Source organism: Mesorhizobium sp. M1406 (assembly GCF_040317555.1).
Taxonomy (GTDB): Bacteria; Pseudomonadota; Alphaproteobacteria; order Rhizobiales; family Rhizobiaceae; genus Mesorhizobium.
The window spans coordinates 1-14,513 of record NZ_JAMYKW010000031.1 but is presented as its reverse complement, the minus strand read 5'-3'; the positions used below and the strand labels follow the sequence as shown (position 1 = coordinate 14,513).

Here is a 14,513-nt window from a genome sequence, read left to right as displayed (position 1 = left end):
CATGACCGATACTTCCCATCCGAATGCTCCGCCGAAGCTCAATCCCGAACAGCTGCAGCTGCGAGCCTCGCCCCGCCGACCGGTGCGGTTCAGGCGCGGCATAATCGTCGCGATCGCTGCTGTTGGTTCCGGCGCTGTTTTTGGCGTCACGATGATGGCGCTGCAGGGATCCGCATTGCGCCTGAAACAGCAGGCCGAAGAGCTCTACAGCACGGACAGCAAGCCGACCGCCGAGGGACTTGAATCGCTGCCCAAGGACTATTCCGGGAGCAAGCCGAAGGCTCCGGTGCTTGGACCGCCGCTGCCCGGGGATCTCGGCCGTCCTATTCTCGAGCACCAGCGCCAGCTTGGCATCGCACCTGGGCAAGACGTTTCCGCCGAGGCGCAGCGGCTTGCACAACAAGCGATTGAGGCGCGCGAGTCGCAAGTCCTCTTCCGCATCGAAAACCGACTCCAGCAAACGGAAGCTTTTAGCAATGGGCAGGGCGGACGTTCACCTTTCGAGACGGCGCCTCAGCAGCCAGATACCGAAGGCACGCGAGCTTCCGTCGCCCCGGCCGAGGGCGACCAGAACAACCAACAGCGCAAGCTCGATTTTATCGATCAACGGAACACCAGCGGGATCTACAATCCGCATGCGCTGCAGACGCCGGCTTCGCCCTATCAGATCATGGCCGGCAGCGTGATTGCGGCAAGCCTGATCACCGGCATCAATTCCGACTTGCCCGGCCTCGTCGTCGCGCAGGTTACCGAGAATGTGCGCGACAGCGTCACCGGCAGCATCCTGCTCATCCCGCAGGGCTCACGGCTGATCGGCACCTACGATAGCGTTGTAGCCTTTGGCCAAAGGCGCGCTCTGTTGGTGTGGCAACGCATTGTGATGCCGGACGGCTCATCGATCGAAATCGACAATCTGCCCGTGACCGACGCGGCCGGCTATGCCGGGCTCGAGGACAAGGTGGATTTCCATACTTGGCAGCTGATCAAGGGCATCGCCGTGGCCACATTGCTGGGGGTTGGTACCGAGTTGACCTTTGGGGAAAACGAAAGCGACTTAGTCAAGGCGATTCGTGAATCCACCCAGCAGAACGTCAGTCAAGCCGGCCAACGGATCACTGAAAAGAACCTGAACGTCCAACCCACGATCACCGTCCGCCCTGGTTGGCCGTTGCGCGTCATCGTGCACAAGGACCTCGTGTTGCGGCCATACACGGGGTGAACAGGAGGACTTCATGGCTAACCTGAAACTCGGAAAACTTCCGGACCGGACACCTTCGAAGATCACCATCACCGTTGCCGCCGACTTGAGCCAAGCACTCAACGACTATGCCGCACTTTACCGTGAGACCTATGGCGAGTCCGAAACGGTGGCGGAACTGATCCCCTTTATGCTGGTCGGGTTCCTGGAAGGCGACCGGGCGTTTGCCAAGGCCAGAAAGGAAGGTCTGCCGGGCGCCGGCGCGTCTGAGAAACCACGAAGGCAATCATCTTCCACACTGGACAAAGGTTAGCGCTTAGTGTCGTTTTGGAGCAGCTAGGTTCTTGATCCTGACCGCGTTGCCGCCGGTCCCAGCGAGCGTTTCGCACAATTTGAGATCAGGCTTTCGCTTAACGCTTTAGGAAGGTTTCTTGGCCGGAGCAGCCTTCCTTCCCAAACCTAACGATTTTGCCAGCGCTGATCGGGCGGCCGAATAGTTCGGAGCGACCATGGGATAGTCCTTCGCCAGTCCCCACCTCGCCCGGTATTCGGCCCCTGTCCGATCTTAGTCAATGCCGAATTTACGCTAGCGATCAAATCGGCAATCCAGAGACCGGAACCGCGTTCTTCTGGACATAGGCAGCCAGCCGCCTCAGTCTCGCATGGAGCAGCTTGCAAAACGAAGTCCAGCGATTTGGCGCGCCGCTTCAGATTGGCGAGCACGGCTGCGATATTGTTCCTCATAGTGATCGGCGCCCGGATCCCTGTAGGTCATGCCGTGCCTGAGGGTGTTGTAGAACAGGACCGCAATTTTGCGGGCGGTCGCCGCCACGGTCTTCGCCTTGCCCGCACGAGAGGACAGCCGACGATAGAATGCTCCGAGCGCCGTATCGCTCCGCCCGATAGTCGTGGCCGCCAACCGCAACAGCGCTGCTGCCCGGCTGGATGATCTCCGCGTGCTTGAAGAGAGCACCTTGCGGCCGGAGATTTTGTTCCCCGGCGCGAGACACAGCCAGGAGGTAAAGTGCTTGGCGCTCGGCCAAGCCCTCAGATCCGCGCCGCACTCGCCGACAAGCTTCAACGCGAGTGACGGACCCAATCCATGGATCTCGGTCAGATCAACGCCAAGCACGCCGTATGGAGCGATCCTCACATCGAACGATGGTGTATTGACCTGCTTGGTCTTCACCCGCGGCCTGGAGAGCTTGCCGACCGGCTTGGTCTCTTTGTCAGTCAGCGCCGCTATCAAGGATTCCAGGTTGCGCGCGCGGTTGCGATCTCGGCATCAGGACGGAAACTTCCGCGTAACGGAAGCTGGCGGAGCCACGCGGCATCGCTGACATCTGTTTTGCGCCCAGGCACGTTCTTTGCGTAACGCTCATTGACCAGAATGACCTCCAACCCGTGCTGCTCGAGAATCTCGTAGGCCGGAATCCAATAGACCCGGTGGATTCCATCGCGACACTGGTCACGCCGCACGCTTTTGAACCAGTCCGCCAGATCATGCAGGTCTTGCGTGAATGTGCCAAACGCTCGCACTGGCGTGTCTGTGCAGGCCGGGTCGACCGCTGCCATGTGCATTCTTGATCCGATGTCGATGCCAGCGGCACCAACATTGACCGGCTTCAACTCCGGGCGGTCGCCGGTCGTCATCTTGGGCATCGCAAATCCTCCATCAAAAATTGTGGGCGGGAGGGTCTGGGCTATGCCTATCTTCATCTTCCTAATCGGGATCGCCGTTGGAGCGGCGTCACCACTCTCAAGTTCGCATGCACCCATGGACCCCGTTTTTACGGGGACTGCGCCTCCAATAAGCTGACGGTCGCTACCCTCCGAGGTGCAAGGGTAGCATAGGCTGTTTCTACCGCGCGCAGGCGGGCAACGGCCCGTGACAGTTTTTTTAGGATGTCGCGCTCCGCCTTCAGCTTGGCGACCTTCTTTGCGCAGCCGATCAATCTCCAACTGCTCCGGCTTCATCTAGGCATGCTGCGGATCCGCCGATAGATCGCGCACCCGTTTGCGCAGCACATTCTCGTGGAGATCGAGGTGGCGGGCAGCCTGCGCCACCGCCACGCCCCGATCCTTCACCAGCCTCACTGCCTCAAGCTTGGACTCGCGGCTGAACTTCCTTCTCTGCATTTTGCACTCTCCAGCTCCGTTAAACACCTTATCTCGGTGTCCACGAAACCGGCAGCAGGCCAGTTCAACCATTGCGCATGGAGAGGGGGTCCTGATTTTCCCCTGGGTCGGAACCAGGAAGCTGCAGACCCTAACCCTGGCATTGCTGGCCCGCGAGTTCAAAGCATCGCATTGCGGGCATGCCATTGAGCTTCAGGAATGCGAGGCAGCGAAGGTTATGGAAGCACTGCAGGATATAGCTGGCTCGCCGGCACCAGACGGGCAAGAACTTGCTGCACGACTAGCACAGCCCGCATTGGCCAAGTTCGACACGTTCCTGAGCGATCACTTGATGACATTGGTCACAATGGTGGAAAGAATCAGCGCCAAGGACTTGCCCCTGATCGCGGCCAACGCGCTGGGAAATCATACGACGCATGAAGTCGCATGACGGCGGGGACCGGTTGCCCGCACTCGCCTCTGGCAGCCTTTCGCACATGTCCGAGCCTGTTATAACGGGCACGTCGACTCGCACCTGCGCTCACCAGACTTGATCAAATGAAAACCAGCATCGATCATTTGCCGGAGCACAAGCAGGAGCAACTGGCCGTTTGGTCGAAAGGAGGCTCTCGTCTGGTCGTCCGAGCGCATGGTCCATCCGCTCTCGCCAGTCAGCGGCTCGACACCAGGCGCGAACCCGTTCGCGCCCATTCCGTTGTAATTTCTAGTTCTTAGGCTTATCCGGTTTCGCCTTGGTGATGATCGCTTTGGCGCGCTCGACAAGCTGCCCCAGCTTTTCGATGGTCGGAGGAGCTTCTGTGCCGGCCTCCGTATGGCTATGGCCTTCCATCATGGCCGAACACATCTCGAATACGTCGATGATTTCTTCGATCAGGATCTGATCCCACATGACGCGACGAAGTGCTGTCACCATGATGCGGTCGTCCCAACGTCTCACAACTTGCTTGAGCAACAGGTGCGGCACCACTTCCTCGATTGTCCGCCGTAGCTGCCCGGCGCCCTTGCGCACCAGATCTACCCGAGCCGAGCCGAGGAGCTGTTGCGCTTGGGCCAACGTTTCTTCCGCCAGCTTGGTTTTGAGATACTGGGGCGTGGAAATTGGGGCGTCGTTAAGGCTGACGAATCCAGGTTTATCGTTGGCGCCTCTTTGAACCCAGTGCATCATTGGTTCGATCTGGGCTCTTTCCGCTGCGCCGCAAACCTTGGTGAAAAATAAGAGATCGTGTGTGAATATTATGACCTGCCGGCTCTTTGCCTCCTCAACCAGCCGGCCAGCGATACGTTCCTTGCGCAGATGGTCCTGGGAATTTACCGGATCATCAAAAATTAGCCCGGCATTGAGCTCATTGAGAGCGGCCTCAGTCAGAAAGTCCGCCAAGGCAACGGCCCTTTGCTCACCCTCACTCAGGATTTGATCCAAAGCGAATTCCTTGATGGCAAGCGAGCGGATCGTTTGCCCCTTTTGGCCCTTGGTGCGAAACTCAACCGGGATGGCACATTCGAGTCCGGAGCACTCTTGTCCGAGTCGCGATCTGTAGGTTTCTGCAATGACCCTTGAAAACAGTTCCCCCTCTTTCTCGGTGAGGCGGCGGGGGCTCAAAGCCGGCTTGGCCTTAGAGTCAGCGACCTCACACCATTTGAGATCCGATACGTATTTTTCGATGTCATCGAGATTCTTGCTTAGAACTTCGCGATGACGAAGCTCCACCCTCTCTGCGTCGAGCTTGGCGATGGCATCCGCGACACTGAGAAGCTTCAAATCTGCTATATCCGCGTCAATCTTTGTAATCACAGCCTCAAATGCTGGCGTCAAATCCATGGTGCCGTCGCCTGGAAATGTCTCTCCTGCCTTTTGCAAGGCTACAACGATGGCATCTCGGTCAAGCTTGAGGATGGCAAGGAGCTGAATAATCTGCTCATCGAGTGAGGGATGCGCAGCCTTGAGATATGTTCGCGCAACCGTGTCTTCGCCGAAAATATCGAGGGTTAGGCTCTCGAAACCTTTGATCTTGGCCTTGATCTTGGTGTCCAAGGCCATCAGCGCCGTTCGGTCCGTACTGGTGAGGAATTCCCAGTATCGCCCGAAGAGTTCAATGGCCTGGTCGCCTAACGGTTGCTGGCAAAGCAAACAACTGTCACCGTCGTTTGGATAATGATCGTGTTCAACGGCAGCCGACTTGTAAGCGGCTGTAATGAGTTTTTCCCATTCCGGCCCACCGGCACCCTTCAGCTTTTCCGACTTGAACGATGCCGTACCGGTTGCCGCTACTTTCTTGGCAGTGTCGTTGAATTCCCTAAGTAGGCTTTTTGCCCCATCCCGCTCAGTCTGCGAAAGACCTGCGCGTACCTGCTTTAACGTGTCACGCAGAACCTCGACCGGCATACGCGCTTCCGTGAGCCGTCGAATGCTCTCCTCCGGCGAGGTGGACTGCAATTCCAACGTCAAACGCTGGATTTCCTCAAGTCGGGCATCTTCGTCCTTGCCGTACTCGGCTAGCTTCCGTAGAGCCACCAGGTCGGTCTTTGGCCCCAGTGCAGCAACCGCCCCCGAAGCGGCCGTTACGTTTCCGATGAAAGCGTTTACGAAGCGATTTTGCTTTGGTCGCACATCGATGGCGGCGGCCAGCTTCTGAGCCAACAGACCATACACCCTCGCCATCTCGGGAAATACGTCAAAACCTGCCGGCTTGAAGCCAAGAGGTCCCGAGTCGGACAAATGCTTTCCCGCCACCGAACTGTCGAAAACTGCAAAAGACCTCTTCAGCTCGGCATGCTCCGTCGTTCCATCGAAGACGAGTGGGATTTCGTTGCCAGCGTGATCGACCAAGACAATGGTGGCCGAGGCTTTTCTTGGAGCGGTATCATCATAAATGTCGGGAATGATCGCGTGCCGAGTTCTGCTGAAACACACATTCGTCAGGATGCGCGCAAAGCCGCTTTTTCCAGCACCATTTCCACCATAGATGAGCGTCAGTTGGGGCGAAAAAGCCAGCTCGGCAGATGGGGTCAGCGCATTTACGCCGCTGACGTCATGAATTCGCAAGAGCCGGGGTTTTTGGGAGGCGAGCCCGCTCGCTTTGCCGGTTATTGTTGCCGGAATCTCGAGCTTTGGACTTGGTTCGTCCGCCAGTCCGAATCCATGCAGGAAGACACTATAGACCTGCCCGATCTGCTCAGCAGCAAGAACGCCATAGCGCACCGCCCAAGCAAGTGTCAGCTTTTGCCAGGGCGAGAAATCCTTCGCCCAAATCTCCAGCTCATCCCAAACCGTCACCTGAGAGGGCGGGGCCGCCTGCACGTCCTGAACTGTCAATTTGTCTCCCCCGATCAGCCGTCACTCCGATAAGTAATCGGGACATAAAGTCAATCTCCAACCGGATCAGGCGATACTATTTCTTGTATCCAACACTTGAAGGTCCAGTACATGCCGACTGTGGTTTTTGTGACGCCATGAACCTAAGCCTCAGGTTTCTCCCTTGGCACATCGTGCTCGAATTGGCGTCGCTCGCAGGCATGCAAGAACGGCTTCGGTCGAGCGGTCGAAAGCATGACTGACGATCAACGAAAGCCGAGCGGCGTGAACCCATGCTCGGCAATGATGTGGTGGAGCTGGCAACGATACCGTCACCCGTTGTGGCCGGACGCCAAGCTCGGCCAGTTTCAACTCCATCCAGCGCGATAGAAAGCCAATACAGCGTAGCTTGAAATTCTTCTATCGAGCCTCGGTCGAACACCGGTATGTTCGCAGCCGGAGACCGCTCAATGGCATTTCGATTCGTACACACGGCCGACATCCATCTCGACTCGCCACTGCGTTCGCTGGCGATGCGAAACCCCGACCTTGCCGAACTTGTCGGAGACGCCAGCCGCCAGGCATTCATTTCCACAGTTGACCTCTGCCTTACGGAACGTGTCGATGCACTGGTCATTGCCGGCGATCTCTATGATGGCGACCAAACATCCATGAAAACGGCGCGGTTTCTGGCATCGCAAATGACACGACTTCACCAAGCCGGCATCAAAGTTTTCAAGATCCGTGGCAATCATGACGCAATGTCGCGGATATCGAAACAGCTGGTGTTCCCTGACACGGTCACGATCTTCGGTGGCCGTCCGCAGTCAGTGCTGCAGACAGCCGGCGGGCTTGACGTCATGTTCCATGGTTTGAGCTTCGCGAGCCCCAAGGCACCGGAGAGCCTGCTTCCCAAGTATTCAGCGCCGCGTGAAGGCGCGGTCAATGTCGGCATTATGCATACCAGTCTGGCCGGATCACCCGGCCACGACGTCTACGCTCCCTGCAGCGTCGCTGACCTGCACAGCCATGGCTTCGACTACTGGGCGCTTGGGCACATCCATGTCCGCCAAGTCCATGCCGGGGCGAGCACCGTGGTGATGCCAGGAATTCCGCAGGGCAGGGACATCAACGAGGCCGGCGAGAAATCCGTCACCCTGGTGACGGTTCGAGACGACCGCACCGTCGAGATCGAGGAGAGGCTGAGCAGTATCGCACAATTCGAGCGGGTGAACGTCGACGTGACCGAAACGGTGGAATGGTCCGAAGTCGTCGGGCGAGTCCGCTCCGCGCTCGAAGGTGCGCGCGCCTCTGTCAGCTCCCGTCATGTTGTGGTCCGTCTCGGACTGGGCGGAGCGTCACCTTTATCCTGGACGCTGATACGCGACCGCGACCTGCTGCTCGCAGAAGCTGAGCAGATCGCCGAACAGACGGGGGACACCTGGGTGGAGAAGCTGGAGCTTAACGTTGCTCCATCCGCAGCCGAAACATCCGAGGGTGTCGCTGATCCAATTTTCGAACTCGCTCAATCCATGCGCGCCGCTGCCAGCTCGGAAGCCTTCCGTGCCGAGGCGAAGGCGTTGGTCCAGAAGATGATCGGGGATCTTCCGCCTGACGGGCGCGATTTCGCCGGTAAGAACGAGGCTGAGATGGAGTTGTTTCTCGACAGGGTGCTTGCCAATGGCGCCGACCTGGTCACCGCCCGCCTTAAGGCTGGTGGGTCACAATGAGGCTCCGGCGACTTGATCTCATTCGTTATGGCAAGTTCACCGACAGGACGATCGACTTCGGGTCGAAACCGGAATCCGGTCCCGACCTGCATATCGTCTTCGGCCTGAACGAGGCCGGCAAGTCGACTGCGCTTTCTGGCTATCTCGACCTGCTGTTTGGAATCGAGGAACGCAGCCGCTACAATTTCCTGCACGAGTACAGCGCGATGCGCATCGGCGGGGTGCTCGAACTCGGCGGCGCGGAGCACACGTTCACACGCACGAAGCAGCGCACCAACTCATTGTTGAACGCGACTGGCCAACCGGTTAGCGAAATGGCGATATCCGCACATCTCGCGGGGCTGTCTCGCGACGCATACGAGACCATGTTTTCGTTGGACGACGAAACGCTGGAAGCAGGTGGAAAATCAATCCTGGAATCGCGCGGCGACCTGGGCAAGTTGCTGTTTACGGCGAGCGCCGGCCTCGGGCACGCAAGTGATACATTGAGCGTACTCGAGACCGAAGCGGACAGGCTCTATCGCAAGCAGGCACACGGAACCGAGCTTGCGCTGCTCAAGAAGCGGCTTGCGGAACTGAAGTCCGGCAGGGACGCGATCGACACCTTGGCGTCGACTTATGAGAGCCTTGAAGCCGAGCGTCTCGACGCGACAGAAAAATACGACCGCAGCATCGCCGAACGGTCGGTGTTGTCGGCTCGGCTCGATGCGATCGCGAAGTACCTTCGCGCGATCCCGATCCTTGCCGATATCCGACGTAAGGAAGCCCAGCTAGCCGAGTTGCCTGAGATCGCTTCACCGTCACGGACCTGGACGGGCAGCGTCGCCGACATGATCGAGATCGACGCCAGCCTGAGAACGCGGCTATCCGCGAGTGCGGACGAGCTTGAGCGGGTGACGACGAAAATCGCCTCGATCGATGTGGACGCCACGATCCTTGCGATTTCCGAACGGGTCCGCGGCTTGGCGGACCGCAAGGTGCGCCACGTGTCGGCCGGCCTGGACCTGCCAAGTCGCAGGACGGAGTTGCAGATCCTCAATAATGCCGTGACGACCTGCCTCGCCGCCTTGGGGAAATCCTCCGAGCCAGACCCTGCCAAACTGCTTTTGCCTGCTGCAACCATTGGCGCTGTGCGCACCATGGTCGAGCAGCGATCCGGGATCGTTACCAGCGTGCGCGTTGCGCGCGAGGAGGCCGCGGCAGCTGCTGATGCGCTCCAGGGGGCACGCGAGCGGGTCAGCGAAGAACGGGCCGTGCCCGAGCCTGCCAGGGCGAGGCTGGTTTCGGCTTTGTCTACGGCAAGGGCCAGCGGGCACATGAAGGAGACCAAGGCGGCACGTGAGGCCGCAGATGCAGGTGCAATTCGATGGCAGGCCGCGAGCGGGCGCTTGCATCCCTGGTCGGGAGATGCGCAGGCATTGGCCAGGATCGCTATTCCGAATGCTGGGCGGCTTGGCGCATGGAAGGCGCTGGCCTCAGAGCTCGGTAAGTGCAGGGGCGTACTTTCCGAACGTCTTGCCGAGCACCAGGGCAATCACGATTTGCTTTCGGCGCGGCTGGATGCCCTTCGTGCCTCGGTCGATGTCACCAACGATGATGTGGCGGGCGCCATTCGGCGCGCCCGGGACGAGGCTTGGGCAAGGCATCGCGATGACCTGACCGGCGAGACTGCGGATGATTTCGCGGCAGCACTGGCCCGAGACGACAGCGTCGCGGCAGGCCGTCTGGCTAACGCCCGGGAGCTCGTTGAGATTCGCAGCACAAACCGCAACCTCGCTGAAGCCGCGGCCAACATCGCGCATGCGCGCGACCAACTTGCACGCATTGGCTCGGATCTGGAGGCAGTGTTCTTGGAAATTCGCGCAGCGGCAAGAGAGCTATTCGGAGAGTGCCTGGAAATTTCCTCCGAACGGCTGATTGAGCTGATCGAGAATCGCATTGCTGCCCGGACCGAAGCGCTCGCGGCCTGGGATGAAATCGAACTTGCCCGCAAGAGAGCCGAGCGGGCGGTTGATGAGAGAGACCAAATACGCCTGGAGCTGAGCGGGGCCCTGGCGAGTGTCGGCGTCGGGTCAGATCCCGCCGACAGCCTTGAGACGGTCATCGCCGTGGCAGAGTTGTTCCTTGACAGGCAATTCAAGGTGGACGCCGAGCGTACCGAGACGCTCAACACCGTTGGTACACGGCAAGAGGATCTGGCCGCTAGGCGGCGAGCCGTCGACGTGGCAGAGCGACGTGAGGACGAATGGCTGGCCGGCGTTGCCGAAGCGCTCAAGGGCACCTGGCTCGAGAGCGGCATATCGGCGGCCGGCGTCGGCAGCGTCCTCGATCAATTGGCTGAACTGTCCAAGAGTCTTCAAGACCGGGACGCCATGCAGCTCCGCATCGAAAAGATGGAGGCGGACAGGGACAGTTTCCTGGTTGAGGTTACCGCCGTTGCAGCCGAGGCGGGCGAGGTGGCGGACAACGAAGAACCGGAACAGCTAGCGATCCGACTTGCCGAGCGCCTGGAGCGCGCCGAACGCACGCGCGAGGCGAAGGCAAATCTCGTCAATGACCTGCAGCGCCTGCAGGAAGCGCGTGAGATCCTCGATGGCGAGATTTCGGCACATGAGCGCCGCAAGAGCGAGGTTCTGAGCGTCTTTGGCGTGGCCACGCTGGCGGACGTCGTGCAACGCGACGAACTCCTGCGCAACAGGGATCGCCTCCGCACAGCCGTCGCCGAACTTGAGGAGCAGGTATCGTCCGAACTCGCAGTGGAAGGGTTCGAGCAGGCGCGTTCGATATTGGATGCTGTCGATCTCGACAGTCTCGCAATCGAGAAGGCTGAGGCCGAGCAACGGCTTCGCGCTTCTGACGAGGCGATACAGCAACAACTCATTCGGCAGACGCGAGCGGCCGACAAGCTGGACGATATCGGCGGCGACAGCGCTGTTGCCCGCATAGATGCCGAGCGGCGCACGGTCCTTCTGGAGATCGAAGAAAAGGCGATCCGCTACATCGAGCTGAAATTGGGCGTCATGGCCGCCGGGAACGCTCTGCGCGTCTATCGGGAGCGCCATCGATCCGGAATGATGGCGCGGGCATCCGACGCTTTCGCGCTTATGACGCGTGGCCAGTACTCAGGCCTGACAACCCAACCGGTCAAGGGTGGCGAAGTGCTGATCGCATTACAGCGGGACGGGCAGTCCAAGGTGGCGGACGCGCTGTCGAAGGGCGCGCGTTTTCAGCTTTATCTAGCCCTGCGGCTTGCAGGATATTACGAGTTCGCACAGTTTCGGCCATCCGTGCCCTTCATTGCCGACGACATCATGGAAACCTTCGACCATTTCCGGTCAGAGGAGGTTTTCCGGTTGTTTGGAGAGATGGCGAGTGCCGGTCAGGTAATCTACCTCACGCATCATCAGCACCTGTGCGAGATCGCCAAGACTGTTGTGCCGGGCGTAGCGATTCATAATCTCGGATGAGATTGGACTTTACTTGATGCGTTGCTGACATACCGTGCCGTTCGATGTTTGGCCTTAGCTAGTCTAATCGACATTCCAAGCGCCGGTCCGCTTTGCGCCAAAGTCGGTCGTAGGGACACGCGTCTGGCATGCCCGGAAGCAGACATTGGTAGAGATCGAAACGAAGTGTCTGCTCCGTGTACCGTTCGCGCGAATTTTGATTTGATTTATGCCATACTGCGCAAGCATCAGCATGTGATCGATTACGTCAAACAACATGAGCGAGAGTACCTTCCTAGCGATGACGACATCTCCTTCTGACGGATCGGCCTTCGCAGTGCCGAACAAACGCATGATGGTCTGCCGAGAGTCCGCCGAAGATGGGAGAGACGGGCGAGAAGTGCAGTTTGCGGATTTCAAATTCGAACCCTTGGGCTACGAAATCCTGGCAAACGCCAAGCTCGATCAACCGGTGGTCATTCCCTTCGTCGGTCGTGGGACAATTATCGGAGGCGACGTCGAGGCGGCTGATATCGGGCGCGTAGGCAGCTTTCGGGCAGAGCTGCAAAGTCGCTACGCATCAAAATCCATTGGTCTTGTTAAAGGAGGCTGGCTGCCCTCAGCAATCGCGATCGCGGACGATTCTATCGTGCTACCGGACCGCTGCGTCGTCGCTGAGTTGGATAAGCGATTGCTGGGCGGGGTGGCCAAGAATGGAACGCAGGGCGACTTCATCGATCTGTTTGCGGACAGCGCAGTACGCATCAATCCAGCGCTGTTTGCTCTCGAAGGCCACGACAGGGAACATCCGACAGCGGAATCCGCACGACGGAGTCTCGACGAGGCAGTGAGAAAGCTGCGTTCGGCGCTCCCAAATGCCACTCTAATCGCTGCCGACGCCGATGGTCTAAAGGGCATCCTAGGATTGATCGAAGATACCCGCGAAGGCATGAGCCGTAAGCAGGATTTTCTCGTCCGCCTCAATCCCACACTTCAGGCACCCGTCGGAAAAAGGCGGAGGCAAACCGTATGCGATGAGATTCTTGCTACCGCGAAGGCTTGCGGCCTGCCGGCACGCTCACTCCCGGTCCTCGCAGCCCTTAGCGCTGCCTTGGGTCCAAACGGAAAAAGTCCGGCGAAAGGCATGTTGAAGTTCAAATCCGTCTATGGAAGGCACGAAGCTTACAACGCTCTGGCCGATTTGCGTTCGCTCGAGATTCTGATGCACATCTTCGCTATCTGGCCGAATCAGCCAGTTATGCTATGCACCGCCGACAAGGACCTAGCGTTGTTCTGGGCAGGCTTGCGTGCGTCAAAATTCGAGCATCGCGCCGGCAGCGTGAGTTTCGACATTAATCCGGTCGCTCTGATCCCAAGTATCAGCACCGACCACTGGCTAGAATGGCTTGGCTCGTAGCGTCTCTTTTCGACATACCGCGTCCATAGAATATCCCTTGTTTATAATATCGGTATGGGAGCTCCCCGATCCGAGCACGAGAGAAGATGATCCGCGCCGAGAGGTTCAGCAATGTTTGCATTTGCAGACGAGACAGGCAATTCGGGACGCAACATCTTCGACGAAAATGAGTACTTTCGACTAGGCGCGATACTCGCAACTTCCGACATCGCGCCGCACGCGCAAGCAGCATTGTCCCCTTTTCTGAAAGAGAGGTCGGTAGAGCGTTTTCATGCGCATGAGTGGCCGGAAGACGCTGTGGCAAAACTCGGCCAATCCGTCATCGACGCTCTCGAAGCTTCAGGAGCATGGTCATTCAGCCTAACTGAGATTCACAAGCCCTATATGGCCCCGACCAAGTTCGTGGACGTGATTTTCGATGCAGGAGAGAACAAGGCGGTCCCTGGCAATTGGTATTGGGACGAACTCAATCGCCACGTTCTATGCCTTACTGTCGACAGTGCCATGTCGCGCGACACCGCGAAGCTATTCTGGAATGCCTTCTTGGGTGATGACTTCTCGAGCATAACGACCAGCCTCGATCTGATCGAAGCCGGAATGGACATCAGGGTGACACCGCCGGCCGTGTCCAAAGTGGTCTCTAGGGCCTTCGAATACGCTCGGCAGAAGCCTGCGGAATTCACACTCGCGAATACGTTGAAGAGGAAGGGCTATCAGGCCAACACTCCAAACGTGGTGGCTTTTACCCACCTCTTTCAGGCCATTCATGATTTTGCATCGAAACACTCCAGTTCGCCGGAACGCCTCGTGCATGATAAGCAGGACGAATTTCGCAAAACTCTGGCCGAAACCTACGAGCAATTTGGCAACATCATTTGGCACGACCCGATGGACGGTTCTTTTCCTGACGCTTCACTCGCCAAGTATCAGCTCGCCCAATTCGAGATGCCGTCATCGAAAGACAATGCCGGGCTTCAGGCAACGGATCTTTTGCTCTGGGTCGCTCAGCGTTCACCCAGAGGCGAGGCGCTTACCGCGCTCAAAGCCAGGTTGAAGACCAAAACTGAACCGCCCCGGGTTTTCCGGAGGCCGTTTCGTTTGAGTCACGCGGCTATGGCTGGTTCATCCAGCATGGCGTAGTAGCGTTCCTCGGCTTCGGCCGGCGGGATGTTGCCGATGGGCTCCAGCAGCCGGCGATTGTTGAACCAGTCGACCCATTCGAGCGTGGCGAACTCGACGGCCTCGAATGAGCGCCAGGGTCCGCGTCGATGGATCACCTCGGCCTTGTAAA

The 14,513-nt window shown here is 58.7% G+C and carries 11 protein-coding genes and 2 pseudogenes; 7 read left to right on the top strand and 6 right to left on the bottom strand.

Annotation, left to right across the window (positions count from 1 at the left end):
- Position 1: 1 nt before the first annotated feature.
- Both NKH03_RS22570 and NKH03_RS22565 read left to right on the top strand, forming a co-directional pair.
- Complete coding sequence (locus tag NKH03_RS22570) at positions 2 to 1,219, top strand: TraB/TrbI/VirB10 family type IV secretion system protein (RefSeq protein WP_352722660.1); 1,218 nt, start codon at positions 2 to 4, stop codon at positions 1,217 to 1,219.
- A 13-nt stretch (positions 1,220 to 1,232) separates the two neighbouring features.
- Positions 1,233 to 1,511: a DUF2274 domain-containing protein gene (locus tag NKH03_RS22565; RefSeq protein WP_023708012.1), complete on the top strand. Its 279-nt coding sequence runs from the start codon at positions 1,233 to 1,235 to the stop codon at positions 1,509 to 1,511.
- Positions 1,512 to 1,616: 105 nt separating this feature from the next.
- Here the strand turns inward: NKH03_RS22565 and NKH03_RS22560 are convergent.
- The 4 genes and pseudogenes from NKH03_RS22560 to NKH03_RS22545 all read right to left on the bottom strand — a co-directional run.
- Positions 1,617 to 1,757: pseudogene (locus NKH03_RS22560) on the bottom strand (MucR family transcriptional regulator); the annotation flags it as partial.
- 93 nt (positions 1,758 to 1,850) lie between these two features.
- Positions 1,851 to 2,447 carry a transposase gene (locus NKH03_RS22555; RefSeq protein WP_352970622.1) on the bottom strand — a complete coding sequence of 199 codons (597 nt, stop codon included), beginning with the start codon at positions 2,445 to 2,447 and terminating at the stop codon, positions 1,851 to 1,853.
- A complete protein-coding gene (locus NKH03_RS22550) occupies positions 2,444 to 2,860 on the bottom strand; it encodes an IS110 family transposase (RefSeq protein ID WP_352970621.1) in 417 nt (138 codons plus the stop codon). Before NKH03_RS22550 ends, NKH03_RS22555 begins: the two co-directional genes overlap by 4 nt.
- A gap of 233 nt (positions 2,861 to 3,093) precedes the next feature.
- Positions 3,094 to 3,337, bottom strand: a pseudogene (locus tag NKH03_RS22545) (transposase); the annotation flags it as partial.
- 142 nt (positions 3,338 to 3,479) lie between these two features.
- Between NKH03_RS22545 and NKH03_RS22540 the strand changes: the two are divergent.
- Positions 3,480 to 3,767, top strand: coding sequence for a hypothetical protein (locus NKH03_RS22540; RefSeq protein ID WP_031193259.1), 288 nt, complete (start codon positions 3,480 to 3,482; stop codon positions 3,765 to 3,767).
- 273 nt (positions 3,768 to 4,040) lie between these two features.
- Here NKH03_RS22540 and NKH03_RS22535 read toward each other — a convergent pair whose 3' ends face one another.
- Positions 4,041 to 6,650, bottom strand: coding sequence for an AAA family ATPase (locus NKH03_RS22535; protein WP_352970620.1), 2,610 nt, complete (start codon positions 6,648 to 6,650; stop codon positions 4,041 to 4,043).
- A gap of 449 nt (positions 6,651 to 7,099) precedes the next feature.
- On the opposite strand from NKH03_RS22535, the gene NKH03_RS22530 reads away from it, so the two are divergent.
- The 4 genes from NKH03_RS22530 (at position 7,100) to NKH03_RS22515 (ending at position 14,362) form a co-directional block, all read left to right on the top strand.
- The gene (locus NKH03_RS22530) at positions 7,100 to 8,359 is read left to right on the top strand and encodes a metallophosphoesterase family protein (RefSeq protein ID WP_352970618.1); all 1,260 of its coding nucleotides are present in this window, start codon (positions 7,100 to 7,102) and stop codon (positions 8,357 to 8,359) included.
- Positions 8,356 to 11,826, top strand: a complete 3,471-nt coding sequence (locus NKH03_RS22525) for an ATP-binding protein (RefSeq protein WP_352970616.1) — start codon at positions 8,356 to 8,358, stop codon at positions 11,824 to 11,826. The genes NKH03_RS22530 and NKH03_RS22525 overlap by 4 nt, the downstream gene beginning before the upstream one ends.
- A 256-nt stretch (positions 11,827 to 12,082) precedes the next feature.
- Positions 12,083 to 13,222: a hypothetical protein gene (locus NKH03_RS22520; RefSeq protein WP_156937834.1), complete on the top strand. Its 1,140-nt coding sequence runs from the start codon at positions 12,083 to 12,085 to the stop codon at positions 13,220 to 13,222.
- A 111-nt stretch (positions 13,223 to 13,333) separates the two neighbouring features.
- Positions 13,334 to 14,362, top strand: a complete 1,029-nt coding sequence (locus tag NKH03_RS22515) for a DUF3800 domain-containing protein (protein WP_352970615.1) — start codon at positions 13,334 to 13,336, stop codon at positions 14,360 to 14,362.
- On the opposite strand, the gene NKH03_RS22510 is transcribed toward NKH03_RS22515, so the two are convergent.
- Positions 14,326 to 14,513: IS3 family transposase (locus NKH03_RS22510; RefSeq protein WP_502913544.1), on the bottom strand; the 188-nt coding region annotated here is incomplete at its 5' end. The genes NKH03_RS22515 and NKH03_RS22510 overlap by 37 nt on opposite strands.

Bases quoted from the DNA above. Each gene is read 5' to 3' on its own strand.
- NKH03_RS22570 (WP_352722660.1), top strand. From the start codon at position 2: ATGACCGATACTTCCCATCCGAATGCTCCGCCGAAGCTCAATCCCGAA.
- NKH03_RS22565 (WP_023708012.1), top strand. From the start codon at position 1,233: ATGGCTAACCTGAAACTCGGAAAACTTCCGGACCGGACACCTTCGAAG.
- NKH03_RS22520 (WP_156937834.1), top strand. From the start codon at position 12,083: ATGAGCGAGAGTACCTTCCTAGCGATGACGACATCTCCTTCTGACGGA.
- NKH03_RS22525 (WP_352970616.1), top strand. From the start codon at position 8,356: ATGAGGCTCCGGCGACTTGATCTCATTCGTTATGGCAAGTTCACCGAC.
- NKH03_RS22515 (WP_352970615.1), top strand. From the start codon at position 13,334: ATGTTTGCATTTGCAGACGAGACAGGCAATTCGGGACGCAACATCTTC.
- NKH03_RS22550 (WP_352970621.1), bottom strand. From the start codon at position 2,860: ATGCCCAAGATGACGACCGGCGACCGCCCGGAGTTGAAGCCGGTCAAT.
- NKH03_RS22530 (WP_352970618.1), top strand. From the start codon at position 7,100: ATGGCATTTCGATTCGTACACACGGCCGACATCCATCTCGACTCGCCA.